17 protein-coding genes are annotated in these 18,169 nt (G+C 64.8%); 10 read left to right on the top strand and 7 right to left on the bottom strand.

All coding sequences use genetic code 11. The annotated features are described in order from the left end of the window. From ACVMB1_RS23335 to ACVMB1_RS23320, 4 genes are read left to right on the top strand one after another with little or no spacing between them, the layout of a single operon-like run. Positions 1-1,581 (top strand): FGGY-family carbohydrate kinase, encoded by a 1,581-nt coding sequence (locus ACVMB1_RS23335; RefSeq protein WP_076823813.1) that lies wholly within the window; start codon positions 1-3, stop codon positions 1,579-1,581. Next, complete coding sequence (locus ACVMB1_RS23330; RefSeq protein ID WP_456849263.1) at positions 1,574-2,614, top strand: 2-hydroxyacid dehydrogenase; 1,041 nt, start codon at positions 1,574-1,576, stop codon at positions 2,612-2,614. Before ACVMB1_RS23335 ends, ACVMB1_RS23330 begins: the two co-directional genes overlap by 8 nt. Before the next feature lie 17 nt (positions 2,615-2,631). Continuing rightward, the gene (locus ACVMB1_RS23325) at positions 2,632-3,360 is read left to right on the top strand and encodes a class II aldolase/adducin family protein (RefSeq protein WP_076823820.1); all 729 of its coding nucleotides are present in this window, start codon (positions 2,632-2,634) and stop codon (positions 3,358-3,360) included. Beyond that, positions 3,357-4,865, top strand: a complete 1,509-nt coding sequence (locus ACVMB1_RS23320; RefSeq protein WP_076823824.1) for a glycerol-3-phosphate dehydrogenase — start codon at positions 3,357-3,359, stop codon at positions 4,863-4,865. Before ACVMB1_RS23325 ends, ACVMB1_RS23320 begins: the two co-directional genes overlap by 4 nt. Positions 4,866-4,888: 23 nt before the next feature. Here the strand turns inward: ACVMB1_RS23320 and ACVMB1_RS23315 are convergent, their stop codons facing one another. From ACVMB1_RS23315 to ACVMB1_RS23305, 3 genes are read right to left on the bottom strand one after another with little or no spacing between them, the layout of a single operon-like run. Continuing rightward, positions 4,889-5,884: an ABC transporter substrate-binding protein gene (locus tag ACVMB1_RS23315; protein ID WP_057021030.1), complete on the bottom strand. Its 996-nt coding sequence runs from the start codon at positions 5,882-5,884 to the stop codon at positions 4,889-4,891. A 21-nt stretch (positions 5,885-5,905) separates the two neighbouring features. Next, entirely contained in the window at positions 5,906-6,715 is an 810-nt protein-coding gene (locus tag ACVMB1_RS23310; RefSeq protein WP_076823827.1) for an ABC transporter ATP-binding protein, read from the bottom strand. After that, complete coding sequence (locus ACVMB1_RS23305; protein ID WP_225163506.1) at positions 6,712-7,467, bottom strand: ABC transporter permease; 756 nt, start codon at positions 7,465-7,467, stop codon at positions 6,712-6,714. Before ACVMB1_RS23305 ends, ACVMB1_RS23310 begins: the two co-directional genes overlap by 4 nt. Before the next feature lie 120 nt (positions 7,468-7,587). Between ACVMB1_RS23305 and ACVMB1_RS23300 the strand changes: the two genes are divergently transcribed. The 3 genes from ACVMB1_RS23300 to ACVMB1_RS23290 are packed head-to-tail and all read left to right on the top strand — an operon-like array spanning position 7,588 to position 11,061. After that, positions 7,588-8,715: a mandelate racemase/muconate lactonizing enzyme family protein gene (locus ACVMB1_RS23300; RefSeq protein WP_076823831.1), complete on the top strand. Its 1,128-nt coding sequence runs from the start codon at positions 7,588-7,590 to the stop codon at positions 8,713-8,715. Continuing rightward, complete coding sequence (locus ACVMB1_RS23295; RefSeq protein WP_076823838.1) at positions 8,715-10,310, top strand: GMC family oxidoreductase; 1,596 nt, start codon at positions 8,715-8,717, stop codon at positions 10,308-10,310. Before ACVMB1_RS23300 ends, ACVMB1_RS23295 begins: the two co-directional genes overlap by 1 nt. Before the next feature lie 28 nt (positions 10,311-10,338). Beyond that, positions 10,339-11,061 (top strand): GntR family transcriptional regulator, encoded by a 723-nt coding sequence (locus ACVMB1_RS23290; RefSeq protein ID WP_028335658.1) that lies wholly within the window; start codon positions 10,339-10,341, stop codon positions 11,059-11,061. Positions 11,062-11,071: 10 nt separating this feature from the next. Here ACVMB1_RS23290 and ACVMB1_RS23285 read toward each other — a convergent pair whose 3' ends face one another. The 4 genes from ACVMB1_RS23285 to ACVMB1_RS23270 are packed head-to-tail and all read right to left on the bottom strand — an operon-like array spanning position 11,072 to position 14,905. After that, a complete protein-coding gene (locus tag ACVMB1_RS23285) occupies positions 11,072-12,862 on the bottom strand; it encodes a chloride channel protein (protein ID WP_076823840.1) in 1,791 nt (596 codons plus the stop codon). Position 12,863: 1 nt separating this feature from the next. After that, positions 12,864-13,124, bottom strand: coding sequence for an SUMF1/EgtB/PvdO family nonheme iron enzyme (locus ACVMB1_RS23280; protein WP_057021025.1), 261 nt, complete (start codon positions 13,122-13,124; stop codon positions 12,864-12,866). Next, entirely contained in the window at positions 13,121-13,855 is a 735-nt protein-coding gene (locus ACVMB1_RS23275) for an SDR family NAD(P)-dependent oxidoreductase (RefSeq protein ID WP_057021024.1), read from the bottom strand. Before ACVMB1_RS23275 ends, ACVMB1_RS23280 begins: the two co-directional genes overlap by 4 nt. A gap of 15 nt (positions 13,856-13,870) precedes the next feature. Then, positions 13,871-14,905: a LacI family DNA-binding transcriptional regulator gene (locus ACVMB1_RS23270; RefSeq protein ID WP_057021071.1), complete on the bottom strand. Its 1,035-nt coding sequence runs from the start codon at positions 14,903-14,905 to the stop codon at positions 13,871-13,873. Positions 14,906-15,085: 180 nt separating this feature from the next. Between ACVMB1_RS23270 and ACVMB1_RS23265 the strand changes: the two genes are divergently transcribed. The 3 genes from ACVMB1_RS23265 to ACVMB1_RS23255 are packed head-to-tail and all read left to right on the top strand — an operon-like array spanning position 15,086 to position 18,165. Beyond that, positions 15,086-16,387: an ABC transporter substrate-binding protein gene (locus tag ACVMB1_RS23265; protein ID WP_076823843.1), complete on the top strand. Its 1,302-nt coding sequence runs from the start codon at positions 15,086-15,088 to the stop codon at positions 16,385-16,387. A gap of 58 nt (positions 16,388-16,445) precedes the next feature. After that, entirely contained in the window at positions 16,446-17,333 is an 888-nt protein-coding gene (locus ACVMB1_RS23260; protein ID WP_076823847.1) for a carbohydrate ABC transporter permease, read from the top strand. A gap of 4 nt (positions 17,334-17,337) precedes the next feature. Next, positions 17,338-18,165 (top strand): carbohydrate ABC transporter permease, encoded by an 828-nt coding sequence (locus ACVMB1_RS23255; RefSeq protein WP_076823849.1) that lies wholly within the window; start codon positions 17,338-17,340, stop codon positions 18,163-18,165. Positions 18,166-18,169 lie beyond the last annotated feature (4 nt).

The raw sequence follows: 18,169 nt of genomic DNA, 5'->3' as shown, positions 1-18,169 counted from the left end.
ATGACCGCTTCGGCCAGCCGCGACGTTATCATCGGCATTGACGCCGGCACCTCCCTGATCAAGGCGGTGGCGTTCACGCTGACCGGCGAGCAACTCGCAGATGTCTCGCGGCCGAATGCGTACAGCAGCCTGGCCGGCGGCCATGTCGAGCAGGACATGGCGCAGACCTGGAGCGATACGGTCGCGGTCATTCGTGCGCTGGCGAAGTCCGTGCCTGACCTGTCGGCGCGGATCGCGGCCGTCGCGGTGACCGGGCAGGGCGACGGCACCTGGCTGATCGATGACGACGGCCGGCCGGTCGCGCCGGCGCTGCTGTGGCTCGACTCGCGCGCCGGGCGGCTGGTCGAGGCGATTCGCGGCGGCGAGCACAACGCGATCCTTTACCGTCGAACCGGCTCCGGGCTCAATGCCTGCCAGCAAGGGCCGCAACTGGCGTGGCTGCAGGCCCACATGCCCGACACGATCGCCGGCGCGACCACGGCCTTCCACTGCAAGGACTGGCTTTATTTCCTGCTCACCGGTGAACGCGCAACCGATCCGTCGGAAGCCACGTTCTCCTGCGGCGATTTCCGCAAGCGAGCATTCGACGCAGAGACCGCGCGGTTGATCGGTATCGCCGACCTGACGCGCCTGTTCCCGCCGGTCGTTGACGGCGCGGTCATGACGCATCCGCTGACCGCGGCCGCCGCCATCGAGATCGGCCTGCCGGAAGGTGTGCCGGTCTGCCTCGGCTATGTGGACGTGATCTGCAATGCGCTCGGCGCCGGGCTCTACGATCCGTCACCCGATGTCGGCTGCACCATCATCGGGTCGACCGGCATGCATATGCGGCTGGTACCGAGCGCCGACGCGGTGACACTGAATCGGGAGGCAACCGGCTATACCATGCCGTTCCCCGTGCCCGGTCATTATGCCCAAATGCAGTCCAACATGGCGGCGACGCTGAACATTGACTGGATGCTCGATCTCGCCTGCGACATGCTGGCGGCGGAAGGCGTGACGCGCACGCGCGCCGAACTGATCCGCCGGCTCGACGATCAGGTGCTGCGGGCGAGGCCCGGCGAGGTGCTGTTCCACCCGTTCATCTCCGATGCCGGCGAGCGTGGTCCGTTCGTCGCGCATGAGGCCAGCGCGCAATTCTTCGGCTTGCGGTCGCGCCACCGCTATGGCGACCTGATGCGCGGCGTGATGGAGGGCCTGGCCTTCGCCGCACGGGATTGTTACACGGCGATGGGGTCGCTGCCGCGCGATGTCAGGATCACAGGCGGCGCGGCGAAGAGCCGTGCGCTTGGCGCCATCCTCGGGGCCGCGCTGGATTGCGACGTCCGGATCTGCAGCCGCGCCGAGGCCGGCGCCGCGGGCGCTGCGATGATCGCGGCGGTCGCGATCGATGCCTATCCCGACATGCGCGCCTGCGCCGAGCAGTGGGTCGCGCCGCATCTAAGTGCGCCGCAATCGCCGGACGCTGCGCTGGCGAAGCGCTATGCCAGCATCTTCCCGACCTATCTCGAGGCAAGGCTGGCGTCGCGGCCGGTCTGGAAGCAACTCGCTGCGCTGCGCGCCGGAGGCGATCATGTCTAGGTCCATCGCCATTGTCGGCGACCGCTTCATGCTGCCCTCGGTGTTCGCCGAGCACATCCGGTCAGCCTGCGGCGATGGCCTCGACATTCGCACCCTGGAGCAGCCCTGGCCGGACGAGCCGATGGAACACGGTTACGCCGGCTCGAAGCTCGATGGCTTGAAGGAATTCATGGGGCAGCCCGACGAGATCATCGGCTTCATCGGCGATGCCGAACTGCTCGTCACCCATCTGGCGCCGATCTCGCGGTCGATGCTGGAGCGGCTGCCGAAGCTGAAGTTCATCGCGGTGTCGCGGGGCGGCCCGGTCAACATCGACATGCAGGCGGCGCGCGACCACAACGTGCTGGTGGTCAATACGCCCGGCCGCAATGCGGGTGCGGTCGCGGAGTTCACGATCGGCGCCATTCTGGCCGAGACACGCCTGATCCGCAGTGGTCACGAGGCGCTGCGAGGCGGGGAATGGCGCGGCGATCTCTATCGCGCCGATCGCACCGGGCGCGAGCTCGGCGAGATGACGGTCGGCATTGTCGGCTACGGCGCGATCGGCAGCCGCGTGGTCAAGCTGCTGAAGGCATTCGGCTGCAAGATCCTGGTCGCCGACCCCTATGTCCAGCTCAGCGCGCAGGACCGCAATGACGGCGTCGAGCATGTCGCGCTCGGCGAATTGCTCGGCCGCGCCGACGTCGTCACGCTGCACGCCCGGGTGACGCCGGAGACCACCCGTTTCATCGGGCGCGAGGCGCTGGCACGGATCAAGCCGGGCGCGTTCCTGATCAACACCGCGCGCGGTCCGCTGGTCGACTACGAAGCGCTGCATGATGCGCTGGCATCGGGGCATCTCGGCGGCGCCATGCTCGACACCTTCGCGGTCGAGCCGGTTCCGGCGGACTGGCCGCTGCTGCGACTTCCCAACGTCACGCTGACGCCGCACATCGCCGGCGCCTCCGTGCGTACCGTCACCGTGGCCGCCGGACAGGCGGCCGAAGAGGTTCGTCGCTTCCTGGCCGGCGAGCCGCCACGCAATCCGTGCTGAAGAGAAAGGCAGTTCGTATGACCCGTGAGGAACGACAGTTGCGCGAGGCGATCATCGCCAAGTGCCGGTGGATGAATGCGTCGGGTCTCAACCAGGGGACATCGGGCAACATCTCCGCCCGCTACAAGGACCGGATGCTGATCACGCCGTCGGCGACGCCCTACGATTCGATGAAGCCGGAGATGATCGCCTCGATGCTGCTCGAGGGCGACTATGGTGCGTGGGAGGGGCCGCTGCAGCCGTCCACCGAATGGCGCTTCCATCTCGACATCACGCGCGCCCGGCCCGATGTCGGCGCCATCGTCCATACCCACTCGACCTACGCGACCGTGCTCGCGATCGCGCGCAAGCCGATCCCGGCCTGCCATTACATGATGGCGGCGTTCGGCGGCACCGAAATCCGCTGCGCCGGCTATGCGCGCTACGGCACCAAGGAATTGTCCGATCATGCGATTGCGGCGCTCGAAGGCCGCAATGGCTGCCTGCTCGCCAATCACGGCATGATCGCGCTCGGCGCCAATCTCGACAAGGCGATGTGGCTCGCGGTCGAGCTCGAGACCATCGCGCGTCAGTACTACCTCTCGCTGGCGCTCGATTCGCGCGTCATCCTGACCGACGAGGAGATTGCCGACACCGCGAAGGGGTTCTCCACTTACGGTCTGCAGGCGCCGAAGCCGAACAAGGCCCGCGCGACCGCAAAGGCGGCGCCGCGCCGCGCCGAGAAAAGGCGCAGCAGCAAGCGATGACGGGCACTGCGCCGGTCGCAGGTACGGATCACGGGCTGGTCGATATCGCCATCATCGGTGGCGGCATCAACGGTGCCGGCATCGCCCGCGACGCCGCCGGCCGCGGACTGAAAGTGCTGCTCTGCGAGAAGGATGATTTCGCCGAGGGCACCTCGTCGCGCTCGGGCAAGCTGATCCATGGCGGACTGCGCTATCTCGAATATTACGAGTTCCGCCTGGTGCGCGAGGCGCTGATCGAGCGCGAGGTGCTGCTCGCGTCGGCGCCGCATATCATCTGGCCGATGCGCTTCGTGCTGCCGCATTCGCCGGAGCAGCGGCCGGCGTGGCTGGTCCGCACCGGGCTGTTGCTCTACGACCATCTCGGTGGCCGCAAGCAGTTGCCGGCGAGCCGCAGCCTGGATCTGTCCCACGCTCCGGAGGGCGCGCCGCTGCGTCAGGAGTTCCGGCGAGGCTTCGAATATTCGGACTGCTGGGTCGATGACAGCAGGCTGGTGATCCTCAATTTGATCGATGCCGCACAGAACGGCGCCTGCATCCTGCCGCGCACGCGGGCGGTGCGCGCGCGCCGCGACGGCGAGACCTGGCTGCTCGAAATGCACGGCGACGACGGCACAACGCAGGTCGTGCGGTCGCGCGCGCTGGTCAACGCCGCCGGGCCGTGGGTTCAGGATGTCATCCAGGGCGTGGCGGGCCTGAACTCGGCCCAGAGCGTACGGCTGGTCAAGGGCAGCCATATCGTGGTGCCGAAATTCTGGAGCGGGCCGCAGGCCTATCTGCTGCAGAACAGCGATCGCCGGGTGATCTTCGTCAATCCCTATGAGGACGATCTCGCCTTGATCGGCACCACAGACATTCCCTATCACGGCCGCGCCGAGGACGTCGCGATCGGAGAGGACGAGACCGATTACCTGTTGCAGGTCTTGCGCCGCTATTTCCGAACGCCGCCGCAAGCGGGCGAGATCGTGCACGCGTTCTCCGGGGTCCGCCCGCTCTACGACGACAACGCCGACAATCCGTCGGCCGTGACGCGCGACTATGTGTTCGAGGTTCACGGCGCGCAGGATGTGCCGCCGCTGCTGTCGATCTTCGGCGGCAAGATCACGACCTACCGCCGGCTGGCGGAGCAGGCGCTGCAGCGCCTCGCGCCGTGGTTTCCGAAGCTGTCGTCGGCCTGGACCGCGGATCGGCCGCTGCCGGGTGGCGACATCGGCGGCAGTTTCGATGAATTCGCGAATCGGCTGGCACGCGACTATCCCGATTTGCCGCGAACGCTCATCCATCACTATGCCCGTCTTTATGGGACGCGCGCGCGCCAGCTGCTGGGTCCGGTCCGCAGCGCCGCAGACCTGGGCCGTCATTTCGGCGGCGAGTTCTATGAATGCGAAGCGGCGTATCTCCGCGAGAATGAGTGGGCAAGGCAGCCTGCCGACTTCCTGGACCGGCGCACCAAGCACGGCCTGCACTTGACGCCCGCGCAGCGGGTCGCGTTCGAGAGCTACCTCTAGGACGCGATTTGCGTCCAGGTGCGTCACGCAATCGTTTTCAAATACAGGCTCGGATCGAAATATTTGCTTGCCGGGGTAAAGTCCTTGATGCCGGCATTGGCCATGAAGAAGTCGGTCGATTGCTGCAGCCAGTTGGTGACCGTGCCGTCGGAATACATCCGCTTCCAGTCCCGCGACGAGAACATCTTCTGCGCCTTGAACGATTCGTCGATGTCGGCCATCGGCGTCTGGCTGTAATGGCCCTTCTGCAGCTTTTCCATCGCTTCGGTGCTGTTCGCGATGATGTAGTCATTGGCATCGGCCCAGCCACGGATCAGCTTCGCCAGCGTTTCCTTGTTGGGCTCGTAATAGTCATTGGCCGCGGCCCAGCCGCCGATGATCGCGGCCTTTGGATAATAGGCTGAGGCGTCGGCGAGCTTGACCGCGCCCGGCACCTTGTCGCGAACCGTCACGTTGAAAGGCACCCAGAGCGCGACGGCGGGCACCGCGCCTGAAATGAAGGCGGTTACGGCGGCCGGCATGGTCTGGTTGACGAGTTCGACCGCTTTGGGATCGACCTTGTTCGCGCGCAGCGCGGTGTCCAGGAACACATGCGCGGTGGTGCCGGTCGCGGTTGCGATCCGCTTGCCCTTCAGGTCCTCGAATGACTTGATGCCCTGATCGCCGCGCACCCAGAGCTGTGCGGTCGCGACCTCGATGTCGTTGATGAGGAAGACCTTGCCCTGGCCCCGGGCGGGGAAGTTCGAGAGCACAGCGCCCGTCGCCAGCACGTCGAGGCTGCCGCCGATCAGCGCCTGGAAGATTTCGAGGCCGGTATTGAACTGCCGCAGCTCGAGATCCAGTCCCTGCTTTTCGAAGGAACCGCGGTCCATGCCGGTCCAGATCTGGCCGTCGACGGCAACGGTGTGCAGATAGCCGACACGAACTTTTGTTTTTGCCTGAGCAATCGCAGGGGCTGCGGCGGTGAAGGACCCCAGGGCAAGCCCGGCCGTCGTGGTCAGAAATTGTCGCCGATCCATAGGTCGTCCTCCGCTGTGTTGTTATTCCGAGAATGAGACCGGACGCATCTGCGCCTGCTGGGCGCGATACTCGTCCATCACCAGATGCTTGATATAGCTTCGCAGCTCGCCGAATTCGGGCCGTTCCTGGATCGATTCATCGCGTGGATAGGCGAACGGCACGTCGATGATCTGCCTGATCCGCGCCGGCCGCGCGGTCACGACCACGATGCGGGACGCGAGATAGATCGCCTCCTCCACGGAGTGGGTGATCAGCATGACCGTCTTGCCTTCGGTCTGGAGCACCTTGAGCAGCAGGTTCTGCATGTTGGAACGGGTCTGGGCGTCGAGCGCACCGAACGGCTCGTCCATCAGCAGGAACTGCGGCTTGACCGCGTAAGCCCGCGCGATCGCGAGCCGCTGACGCATGCCGCCGGACAAATGCTTCGGATAGGAGTTGGCGAAGTCGGACAGCCCCATCAGGCCGAGATAGTGATCGCAGATCGAATCGCGCTCACCGGCCGCGACGTGATTGGCTCGGAGCGTCAGGCCGAAAGCGATGTTCTGTTTCACCGTCAGCCACGGGAAGACGCCATATTCCTGGAAGATGACGCCGCGCTCGGGACCGGGACCCGTGACGGGCTGCCCGTCGAACAGCACGCTTCCGGTCGTCGGCTTCTGGAAGCCCGCGAGCATGCTCATCATCGTGGTCTTGCCGCAGCCTGAAGGGCCGATCACCGCGATGAAATCGCCATCGTTGATATCGTAGCTGACATTCTCGACGACGTTGAGGCGTCCCTTCGGGGTCTCGAAGGCAAGCGAAACCTTGTCGAACTGTGCACGCGTGGTCATGCGATGGCCCGATCCTGCCAGACCAGCAACCGGGCGGTGATCTTGCGCAGGATCATGTCCATGATCAGCGCGATCAGGCCGATGCAGATGATGCCGACATAGATGACGTCGAGCAGGAAGTAGGTCGATGCATTCTGGATCATGGCGCCAAGCCCACGCTGGGCCGCGATCAGTTCGGATGCCACCAGCGTCGCCCAGGCCACGCCAAGCGCGACCCGCAGCGCGGTGAGGATGTGCGGAACGGTGAGGGGAATGATCACCTTGCGAAAGATTTCCGCCTGATTGGCGCCGAGCGTCTGCGCCACGCGGATATAGAGCGGGGTGATCTGCGAGACCCCCTCATACATGACGATCACGCCGGAGAAGAACGAGGCGTAGAACAGGATGACGAGCTTTGCGAGCTCGTCGACGCCGAAATAGACGATGACGAGCGGGATCAGCGCGATCGGCGGCAGCGCGCGGAAGAAGTTGATCATAGGGTCGGCGAAGGTGCGGGCCGGGCGATACCATCCGAGCAGAAAGCCGACCGGCACCGCGACCAGAATTCCAAGCGAGACGCCGAAAAAGACGCGCCTGGTCGAGGCGAAGATGTCGATCAGGAGGCCTTCCTTGGTGAGAAGCTCGACGAACTTCGCGGCGACCTGGTGCGGGGCGGGGATCAGCGATGCGTTGACGAAGCCGCTCCAGCGCACGGCATACCAGAGCAGGATCGCACCGACCCACGGTATCAACCCGAGACCAAAGCGTCTCACGCCAGCTCCGTCCATTCGACGCGTCCACCCAGATTGCAGTTGATGTTTGCCCAAGTCATATTATAAATAGGATGACCATACAAGCGCCGCTTTGGTCATAGGCGCCGCAGGTTTCCGCGCATGACACCGCCGCCTTTCACCATCCGGAGCGTCCAGGCCTTTGGCTTTCGCTATCCTCTGACGACACCGGTCATCACCTCGTTCGGGCGGATGGGGGACCGGCCTGCCGTGTTCGTTCGGGTCGAGGACACGGACGGTTACGTGGGCTGGGGCGAGGTCTGGTGCAACTTTCCCGCGCCGGGCGCCGAGCATCGTGTTCGGCTGGTCAATGAGGTCCTGGCACCGGCGCTTGTCGGATTCAGGGCAAGCGAACCTGGTGCCGCATTCGAGCGGCTGACGCAGGGAACTTCGGTGCTCGCGTTGCAATCCGGCGAAGCGGGCCCATTCGCGCAGTCGATCGCCGGCATCGATCTCGCCGTCTGGGATCTCCATGCGCGCCGCCGGAACGTAGCGTTGTGGAAACTGCTCGGCGGATCGCGGAAGCGGATAAAAGTCTACGCCAGCGGCATCAATCCGGTCGGATCGGAGCGAGCGGCGGAAGCAGCGCTCGGCCGCGGCTATCGCGCCTTGAAGCTGAAGATCGGCTTCGATCCGGCAGGCGACCAGGCCAATCTCGCCGCGCTGCGCCGCGTCGTCGGCGATGGCATGCTTGCGGCCGACGTCAACCAGGGTTGGACCATCGCGCAGGCGCTCGAGCACGCGCCGCAGCTGGAGCCGTTCGGCCTTGCCTGGCTCGAGGAGCCGATCCGCGCGGACCGTCCGCGGCAGGAATGGAAGCAGCTGCACGAGACGATCCGTTTTCCGCTCGCGGCCGGTGAGAACATCGCGAGCTACGCCGGCTTTGCCGAGGTGCTGAGCGAGCCGGTTCTCGGTGTCGTCCAGCCTGACATCGCCAAGTGGGGCGGGCTTTCGGCTTGCGCCGGCATCGCCCGCGACATCCTGACGTCAGGCAAGATGTTCTGTCCGCACTATCTCGGCGCCGGCATCGGCCTGTTGGCGTCGGCGCATCTGCTGGCGGGCGTCGGCGGCGAGGGATTGCTGGAGGTCGACAGCAACGAGAACCCGCTGCGGGATCAATTCTGCGGCCCCGTGCTTCACGTCAGCGATGGAATGATCGAGCTCGGCGACGAGGCGGGTCTCGGCATTGCGCCCGATCTTGCCTCGATCGAACAATACCGGACCGCGTGATGTCGGGGCTTGGCTACGATTACATCATCGTCGGTGCGGGGGCGGCCGGCTGTGTGGTCGCAAACAGACTGTCGGCCGATCCTGCCTGCCGCGTGTTGTTGCTCGAAGCCGGCGGATCGGACCGGAATTTCTGGCTCAAGCTGCCGGTCGGGTATTACCGGACCATCTACGACGAGCGCTTCTCGCGCCTGTTCAAGACCGAGCCGTCGGAAGGAAGCGGCGGCCGCGCCATCGTCTGGCCGCGTGGCCGCGTGCTCGGCGGATCGTCGTCGATCAACGGCCTGATCTTCATCCGCGGCCAGCACGAGGATTTTGACGACTGGGAACGTCTCGGCGCCGACGGCTGGAACTATCGCGACGTCCTGCCCTATTTCCGGCGCTACGAGCGCTATCGCGGCGGCGAGAGCCAGTATCACGGCGGCCTCGGTGAGTTCGAGGTCTCCGACCTCCGGAACGACAATCCGGCGTCGAGGGCCTGGGTGGAGGCGGGCGTGCAGTTCGGGCTGCCGCGCAATCCCGACTTCAACGGCGCGACGACGCTCGGAGTCGGTTCCTATCAGCTTGGCATCGGGCGGCATTGGCGGACCAGCTCGGCATCCGCCTTTCTTCGACCGATTACCGACCGGCGCAACCTCACCATCATGACGCATGCGCAGGTGAGCAAATTCACTTTCAACGGCCGCGTCGCGACCGGCGTCGAGTGGATCAGCAAAGGGCAGGTTCATCGCGCGACAGCCGATCGCGAGGTGATCCTGTCGGGCGGCGCGCTGCAATCGCCGCAGATCCTCCAGCTTTCCGGGATCGGTCCGGCCGACCTGCTTCGCAAGCACGGCATTGCCGTCGTCACCGACTCGCCCGAAGTCGGCTCCAATCTGCAGGACCACTACCAGGCGCGGCTGATCGTGCGCCTGAAGGAGCGGATCTCGCTCAATGACCAGGTCCGCCATCCTGTCGAACTCGCGAAGATGGGGTTGCAATGGATGCTGGCCGGGCGAGGGCCGTTGACGGTGGGGGCGGGACAGGTGGGCGGAGCGGCCTGTACCGAATATGCGGTCGGCGGCCGTCCCGACGTGCAGTTCAACGTGATGCCGCTCTCCGTCGACAAGCCCGGCGAACCCCTCCACAGCTATTCCGGCTTCACGGCCTCGGTCTGGCAATGCCACGGCCGGTCGCGCGGACAGCTCGCGATCCGCTCGGCCGATCCGTTCGAGCAGCCGCTGATCGCGCCCAATTATTTCGCCGAGGAGATCGACCGCAAGACCATTGTTGCCGGCCTGAAGATCTTGCGCGAGATCTATCAGCAAAAGGCGTTCCGCCCGCTCTGGGACGTCGAAATGGTGCCGGGCGAGGCCGCAAGTAACGATGCCGGGCTGTGGGAGTTTGCGCGCAACACCGGCGGCACGGTGTTTCACTGCGTGGGCACCTGCCGCATGGGCAGCGACGAGCGGGCAGTACTCGATCCGCAGCTGCGGGTGCGCGGCGTCGAGCGGCTGCGCGTGATCGACGCCTCGGTGATGCCGCAGATCACCTCGGCCAACACCAATGCGACCAGCCTGATGATCGGGGAACGCGGTGCAGCCCTTGTCATGCCGTGATTGGGCCGCTTGATTTCCGGAGGGCGAGATGGAATTGAGTTCCGACAGTCACGTCCCCAAATACGCGCAGATTGCCGATATCTTTCGCCAGCGGATTGCGCGCGGTGTCTGGAGTCAAGGTTTTCGCCTGCCGGCCAACGAGGATCTGGCGGCCGAGTTCGGCGTCTCGCGCGTTACCATCAGGCAGGCCGTCGAACTGCTCGCCCGCGACGGTGTCATCGAGGCGCAGCAGGGCCGCGGCACCTTCGTCACCGGGACTGTGCGACAGGACCGCTGGCTCAAGGTCGAGACCACACTGTCCGATCTCGCGGACATGTACCGCGACACCTCGCCGGAGATCATCAACATCTCGGAAAGCCGGAGCGACGCGCCGTTGCTTCCCGAAGACGGCAAGCCGGCCGAGAAATATGTCTTCATGCGCCGTCTGCACTCGCGCCAGAAGCAGCCTTATTGCGTCATTTCCATCTATCTCGATGAGAAGATCTTTCGCAGGTCTCCCAAGCGCTTTCGCAACGAGACGGTGATCCCGATCCTCAACGATCTCAGGGATCCGGCGATCGCCAGCGCCCGCCAGACATTGACCATCGGAACCGCGGACATCGAGGCGGCGCGGCTGCTGCGCGTGCCTTTGAATTCGCCGGTCGCCGAAGTCCGCCGTGTCTTCACGGCGAGCGATCGCACCGTGATCTATCTCGGTGAAGTCACCTATCGCGGCGATTTTGTGCGGATCGATATGGATCTAAGGCCATAGCGCGCAAGCATCACCGCGAAAACAGCTCCTGGTTCCGGCGTTCGAGCTCTTCCCCATAGGTGCGCAGCACATGGGATTCGCTTAAGGTGCCAATCGTGACGCGATGGTCGGCACGGTCGATGACCGCGAGGACGTCGGCTTCGCTCCGTTCAAAGGCCTTCAGGATCTCGCGAACCGACGTGCTCGGAAGCAGGTATTCATCCTGCTGCTGGGCCAGCGACCCGAGCGGATCGTCGTCCCGATTGGTGACGGAATGCAGCGTCGCCGCCGCGACGATGCCGGCATAGCTGCCGTTCGGATCGCGCAGCACGACCTGTCGGACCTGCGCCGGCGAGAACAGCTTCTGCGCCTCGCCGATCGGCATGGTCGTCAGCGCATTCTCGAAGTCGGCGCGCATCAGGGAGGCCGCGCTCATCTGACGGACCCAGCCGATGTCCTGCGGACCGCGGATCACCTCGCCGCGCAGGTGGAAGCGCCATGTCGCAAAACTGTAGCCGAACAACTCGCGGACGATGAGCGCGCAGACCGATGATGCGACCACCGCCCCGACGGTCACGGAGAAATCGCCAGTGATTTCGAGCGCGAGACAAACCATGCTGAACGGTGCGCCCAGTACGCCGGTTCCGAGTGCGGCGAGAGCCGCGATGGCGGCGGTGCCGGGCTGAAGCGCGAGCGTGGGGAAGGGGCCGGTCAGCACGACGCTGTAGAGCTGCCCGATCAGCGCGCCGAGCAGCAGCGAGGCGAAGAACAGTCCGCCGCGAAAGCCGGAGCCGAGCGAGACGGCCGATGCCAGGATCTTGAGCACGATGGTCGTCGTGAGCAGGAGCCAGCTCGGATTGCTGACCAGCAGGATTTGCATTGCGCCGTGGCCGGCGCCGAGCACGGTCGGCGTCAGCAGGGCGAGGCCGCCGAGCAGCAGGCCGCCGAGGATCGGGCGCACGAAGCCGCTGAAAAGCGTGACCCGCTGAAAGCAACGTTCGGAAAATGCGACCGCGAGCATGACGAGGATGCTGACGAATGCGCAAATGATGCCGATCAGCACGGTCTGTCCGATCATCTCGACGGACACGGGCGATGGGAAGCCCGGCACCATCAGAAAGGACTGATGCGTCAACCCCCGCGCCACCAGCCAGGCCGTGACGGCGCTGGCGATGACGGGCACGAGGGCGGCCGAGGTGTAGGCTCCCAGCACGACCTCGAAGGCATAGAAGGCGCCGGCCAGTGGAGCCGAAAAGGCTGCGCTGATCGCCCCCGCCGCGCCGCAGGCCACCAACAGCCGCATGTCGTTGCGGCGGGCGGCGAGGCGCTGGCCGACATGGGAGCCAAACATCGAGCAGATCTGCGTGTATCCCGCTTCCAGTCCGACCGATCCGCCGAACCCGTTGGACAGCAGAGTCTGGATCGAGATCAGCAGGCTGCCGCGGAACGACACCCGGCCGCCATAGAGCGCGTTGGCTTCGATCGCGTCAGCGAGCTGCTGTCCCTTGACGCGCCGCGCGAAGTACAGCCCGATCAGCGCCAGGACCAGGCCGCCAACTGCCGGGATCAGCAGCGTGCGCTGCCAGGAAATCACGCCGGTGGCGCTCAGATGTGCGTCGAGGGGAATGTCGAACAGCAGCGCGTGCGAAGCCTGGCTGAGGCCCGAGATCGCGGCAACGAGGACGCCGCTCAGCAACCCGACGACAATGCCGACCAGCACGAGGCCGGTCTCGCGATTGCGCACGAAATTGCGCAAGAACTGCGGCAACAGACGGGTGCCGGGAGCAGGGGCCGGCTTCGCGGCATTTGTCGCCAGCGTCATCCTATGCCGAATCCCGCAGCTGCCCGGTGCGCACGACACGGAAGCCGGTCGTGCCCGACGAGCCGACCGGCGCGTTCGGGTTTCGCGCTGCGAAGCGGTGGCGGCTGCCGTGGGACTCGAGGCAGGATTCACCGCGCGTCGAGCGGTTCGGTGCAGGCTCGCGATTCAAGGGGACTCCCGACGGTGCGAGGCGGTCCTCGTACCATTCCCAAACATTTCCGGCGACATTATGCAGGCCGTATCCGTTGGTTTCCTGGCTCATCCGGCAAGAAACCCGCCATCCACCGCGACGACGGTGCCGGTCGCATATTGTGATGCCGGCATGCAGAGGAATGCGACGGCTCCCGCAATGTCCTCCGGCTGACCCCAGCGCTTGAACGCGGTGCGGTCGGCGATGCGCTGATAGTGCGCGCGATCGGTGCGGCCGGCCGCATTGATCGCCGTTTCGATATAGCCGGGCGCAACCGCATTGACCCGGATGCCTTGCTCGGCCCATGCCAACGCGAGCGCCTTGGTCAGCATCACGACACCGCCCTTGCTGGCGCAATAAGCCGGGATTCGCGGCAGCGCCAAGGTCGCGTTCATCGAGGCAAGATTGACGATCGAGCCCTTGCTCTCGGTGAGAAGCGGGCGGAACGCCATGCAGGTTCGAAAAGTGCCCGTGAGATTGACGTCGAGCACCTTCATGAAGGTCTCGATCTCGTATTCCTTGTCGCGGGCGAGGATTCCCGCGCAGTTGACCAGCGCATCGACGCGCTTTTGCTGTCGGGCAAAAGAAGCGACAGCGTCGTCGTTCGTGACGTCGAGCGTCGCGAGTGTGAGGCCGGCGCGCGATTTCAGCAAAGTGCGCGCCAGATCGGTCTCGTTGGCCGCCGTTGCGGTCACTGTCGCGCCGAGGTCGCAAAACTGATTGCTGATTGCGGCGCCAATGTCGCCGGCGCCGCCGATCACCACGGCATGGAAGTCGGACGCAAGAGAGAAGTTTGAGCGCATTGGAGGGGTCTCGCTTCAGGATTTGAGAGGGGGAGCCGTCGATTCACGGACCACCAGGGAGAAGTCGATCTCGCGATGCATGATGGTCTGCTCGCCGGCGAGGCTGCGCACCAGATATTCCCCGGCGCGCTGCCAGGTTTCTCCGGTCGGTACGTGGATCGTGGTCAGGCTCGGCCGCAAGTGGCGGCTCCAGTCGAGATCGTCGAAGCCGACCACCGACAGGTCACGCGGCACCGAAAATCCATCGCGCTCCGCCTCGAGCAACACGCCGTAGGCGATCACATCGTTGCCGCAGACGACGGCGGTCGGACGATCCTTCAGGTTGAGGAGATAGCGGGCCGCTTCGCGCGCGTCATCCAGCGTGTAGGGCACCTCGACATGCCATTGCGGCGGAAGCTCCAGGCCGTTCTCGGTGAGCGCGCGGCGAAAGCCGGCGACGCGAGCGCTGGCGCGGTCGTTGTTGCGCTGGAGCGCCGAGACGATCCCGATGCGGCGGTGGCCAAGCTCGATGACATGCGCAGCGGCGCGATGGGCGGCCGCTTCGTTGTTGGTTCCGACGCACGGGTGGGGTCGATCAGGCTGGTAGATGCCGACATTGATGAAGGGAACCGCGTTGTCCGCAAGCAACTTGCGCAGTCCCTCGTGATGGCAATCACCGCGCAGCACAAGTCCATCGACGCCGCGGCTGATCAAATTGCGCGCTTGCTGCAATTCGACGTCGAGATCGTAGCCGCTCGTGGTGAGAAACAGCATGTATCCGACCGAGGAGAGATACTGCTGCAGCGAGGCGATGCCGCGCGCGAACATCGTGTTGTCGATGGTCGGAACGATCGCGCCAAGCGTGCGCGAGCGCCGTGACGACAGGATGCGCGCCGGCGCATGCGGAATGTAGCCGAGCGCGTCGATGGCCTGTTCGATGCGCGCCCGCAGGGAAGGGCTCACCGCATCGGGATTGTTGAGCGCGCGCGACACCGAGGCCGTTGAGACGCCGGCACGGGCTGCGACGGCGCGGATGCCCTGTTTCACGGATTTGGCGTTGGTCAATCGTATCAATGTAACGTTACATTCGATGAGGCAAACCGCGTGGTAGCGGTAATCTCGTAAATTTGCCGCAGAATATCCGGTTTGTCCATTGCTTGACACAACCGATGTGAGGTCTAGATTGTAACCGTTTTCAAGCCTCGTTCAAAATGGCCCCAGCTTAAGGCGGCCAGCCGGGAGGAGAGTTCGATGAAGGTCAGGATGCTCGCGACGCACGTCGCGTTGCCCGTTCTCGCGCTTGTCGCCGTCAGCGCGCAGGCTGATGCGGCCGATTTCGACTGGATGAAGTTCAAGGGCAGGACCGTCACCTTTCTCGCCAATAACAATCCGGTCGCGCAGGCACTGCTGACCTACAAGGCCGATTTCGAGAAGCTGACCGGCATGACCCTGAAGGTCGACGGCTATCAGGAACAACAGATGCGCCAGCGTCTGGTCACCGTCATGAATGCGAACAGCGACGAGGTCGACGTGTTCATGACGCTGCCTTCGCGCGAGGGCGAGCAGTTCGCCGCGGCCGGCTGGTACGGCGATCTCACTGCGATGGCCAAGAACGAGGTGGCCAAGGAATACGACCCGGCCGGGTTGAGCCAGGCCCTGCTCAAGGCCGCGACCTTCGGCGGCAAGCTGACCAGCATGCCGATGAACATCGAAGGTCCGATCTTCTATTACCGCACCGACATCTTCAAGAAGTGCGGCATTGAGGCGCCGAAGACCATCAAGGATGTCGAGGCGGCGGCCGAGAAGATCAAGACCTGCGACAGCGCTGTCACGCCCTTTGTCTCGCGTGGCCTCAAGCCCGCGGTCGCCTACACCTTCAGCAACATGCTGCACAACGTCGGAGGCAGCTACATCGCAGGCGGCAAGTCGAACCTCTGCTCGGCCAAGGGCAAGGAAGCACTCGACACCTATAGCCGGCTGCTGCGCGACTTCGGTCCGCCGGGTGTGGTCAACTACAGCTTCCAGCAGATTTCGGCGCTCTACCGCAGCGGCCGCGCCGCGATGGCATTCGAATCCTCGAATGAGTTGCGCACGGTGATGGAGGGCGGCGCGCGCCTGAAGGACACCGGCCTGTTGCCGTTCCCGGCAGGCGAGGCCGGCCAGGTGCCGACCACGATCGGCTGGGGCATGGCGGTGTCTTCGCACAGCAAGCAGCCGGACGCGGCCTGGTACTTCGTGCAGTGGGCAACCAGCCCCGAGGTGCAGAAGAAAATGGCGCTCCAGGGCATTGCCCCGCCGCGGCCGTCGGTTGCCAAGGATCCTGAGTACCGCAAATGGATCGACGAAGAACCCGTCCGCAAGGAATGGCAGGCTGCGCTCGATGTGCTGGCCACGAAGGGCTCCTCCGAGGTCGGCTATCCCATCATCGCCAATCCGGAATCGCGCGAGTTCATCGGCCAGGCCGTGCAGGACCTGATCTTGAAGCAGAAGCCGATCGACCAGGCCTGTGCCGATGCCGACAAGGCGCTCGATGCGCTGATCGCCCAGAAGTAACCGCTTGATGCCGGCAGGCTTATGCCTGCCGGCGCCTCACTCTCAAGGAAACGGACGCATGTCGGACGCGGCTGCGACACTCACGCAGGACCGGCAGAAGCTGGAAATGACGGCGCTCTCGGCGCCGGCCGTGATCTTTACGGTCGCGATGATCGCGTTTCCGGTCGTCTATACGATCTGGCTCGGCTTCCAGACATTCTCCTCGACCGGCAAGCAGTCCTTTGCGGGCCTCGCCAATTATTCAAAGCTGATCTCCGACTACGAGTTTTGGCACGGACTCTGGATCACCATAGCGCTCTATGTGCTATCGTTGGTGCTCCAACTCGTCTTCGGCGTGTGGCTGGCTCTGGTGTTGTTTCACGCCAGGCGCCTGCCGGGAATCGTGCGCTCGCTGTTCATCTCCCCGTTCATGATGCCGCCAGTGGTGGCGGGCATGATGTGGCTGGTGATCCTCGATCCTTCGCTGGGCGCGGCCAATTACATCCTCCAGTCGTTCGGCCTGCCGCCGTCGGACTGGCTGGCGTCGCCGACCTGGGTTATCCCGACCGTCGCTCTGATCGACAGCTGGCAGTGGACGCCTTACGTCGCCTTGATCGTGTTGGGCGGCCTGCAATCCCTGCCGCCGAGCGTCTACGAGGCCGCGCAGATCGACGGGGCATCGCCGTTCAAGACCTTCCAGCGCATCACTTTGCCGCTGCTCTTGCCGACCATCGTCACCGCGGCCATCCTGCGCAGCGTCGATCTCCTGCGTTTCTTCGACATCATCTACATCACGACCCAGGGCGGCCCCGGCAACGCCTCGAACACGCTCAACATCTACGGCTTCCGGGTCGGCTTCGAATTCTTCAACATCGGTTACGCCAGCGCCCTGATGCTGACGCTCACGGCGATCGTGTTCGGCGCCGTGCTCGCCTTCAACCGCCTGCGCGGCGCCGTGGCGTGGTGATGTCATGACGGATGCCGCCAACACCGACCGCTGGATCCGCTGGCTCAACACCGTGCAGCTCGTGCTCGCCGGCGTGCTCATCATGGCGCCGACGGTCTGGATGGTGTTGTCCTCGTTCAAGCCGTCGTTCGAGGTCACCGCCTATCCACCGACGCTGATCTTCACGCCGACGCTCGACAATTATTTCGAGCTGACCAAGACCACGCCGTTCCTCAGCTATGCGCTCAACAGCCTCATCGTCACCGTCGGCTCGACGGCGCTCGGCTTACTGTTCGGCATCCCCGCCGCTTTCGCCGTCTCCTGGACACGGATCTCATGGCCCGCGATTTTGACGCTCGCGGCGCGCATGGCGCCGGGCACGCTGTTCCTGCTGCCGTGGTACGTCATGTTCCGGCAGGTCGGGATGATCGGCTCCTACACGGCGCTGATCCTGAGCCACGCGGTCATCACACTGCCGATCGTGATCTGGGTGCTGCTGCCATCCTTCGACGGCATCCCGCGCAGCGTCTTCGAGGCGGCGCAGGTCGACGGATGCAGCGTCACGCGCATCCTCTGGCGCATCGCGCTGCCGCTGGTGGCGTCCGGCGTCGCCGTCTCGGCGATCCTCGCCTTCGTCTTCTCATGGAACTACTTCCTGTTTGCGCTGGTGCTGTCCAACGGCGACACCAAGACGCTGATCGCGGCGGCCTTCAACTTCATCGGCGAAGGCTCGACGCAATGGGGCGCTCTCATGGCCGCGGCGACGCTGATCGCACTGCCGCCGCTGGTGCTGGCTGCCCTGGTTCAGCGCTGGCTGGTGTCCGGACTGACGCTCGGTGCGGTGAAAGGCTAGGTAT

This window comes from Bradyrhizobium sp. USDA 4504, assembly GCF_054063995.1.
This window is presented reverse-complemented; position numbering and strand designations above follow the sequence as displayed.

Excerpts from the sequence above, each read along its gene's own strand:
- ACVMB1_RS23290 (WP_028335658.1), top strand. The coding sequence starts at position 10,339 with ATGGAATTGAGTTCCGACAGTCACGTCCCCAAATACGCGCAGATTGCC.
- ACVMB1_RS23295 (WP_076823838.1), top strand. The coding sequence starts at position 8,715 with ATGTCGGGGCTTGGCTACGATTACATCATCGTCGGTGCGGGGGCGGCC.
- ACVMB1_RS23285 (WP_076823840.1), bottom strand. The coding sequence starts at position 12,862 with ATGACGCTGGCGACAAATGCCGCGAAGCCGGCCCCTGCTCCCGGCACC.
- ACVMB1_RS23310 (WP_076823827.1), bottom strand. The coding sequence starts at position 6,715 with ATGACCACGCGTGCACAGTTCGACAAGGTTTCGCTTGCCTTCGAGACC.
- ACVMB1_RS23335 (WP_076823813.1), top strand. The coding sequence starts at position 1 with ATGACCGCTTCGGCCAGCCGCGACGTTATCATCGGCATTGACGCCGGC.
- ACVMB1_RS23275 (WP_057021024.1), bottom strand. The coding sequence starts at position 13,855 with ATGCGCTCAAACTTCTCTCTTGCGTCCGACTTCCATGCCGTGGTGATC.
- ACVMB1_RS23265 (WP_076823843.1), top strand. The coding sequence starts at position 15,086 with ATGAAGGTCAGGATGCTCGCGACGCACGTCGCGTTGCCCGTTCTCGCG.
- ACVMB1_RS23325 (WP_076823820.1), top strand. The coding sequence starts at position 2,632 with ATGACCCGTGAGGAACGACAGTTGCGCGAGGCGATCATCGCCAAGTGC.
- ACVMB1_RS23260 (WP_076823847.1), top strand. The coding sequence starts at position 16,446 with ATGTCGGACGCGGCTGCGACACTCACGCAGGACCGGCAGAAGCTGGAA.
- ACVMB1_RS23330 (WP_456849263.1), top strand. The coding sequence starts at position 1,574 with ATGTCTAGGTCCATCGCCATTGTCGGCGACCGCTTCATGCTGCCCTCG.
- ACVMB1_RS23280 (WP_057021025.1), bottom strand. The coding sequence starts at position 13,124 with ATGAGCCAGGAAACCAACGGATACGGCCTGCATAATGTCGCCGGAAAT.
- ACVMB1_RS23300 (WP_076823831.1), top strand. The coding sequence starts at position 7,588 with ATGACACCGCCGCCTTTCACCATCCGGAGCGTCCAGGCCTTTGGCTTT.
- ACVMB1_RS23315 (WP_057021030.1), bottom strand. The coding sequence starts at position 5,884 with ATGGATCGGCGACAATTTCTGACCACGACGGCCGGGCTTGCCCTGGGG.
- ACVMB1_RS23255 (WP_076823849.1), top strand. The coding sequence starts at position 17,338 with ATGACGGATGCCGCCAACACCGACCGCTGGATCCGCTGGCTCAACACC.
- ACVMB1_RS23320 (WP_076823824.1), top strand. The coding sequence starts at position 3,357 with ATGACGGGCACTGCGCCGGTCGCAGGTACGGATCACGGGCTGGTCGAT.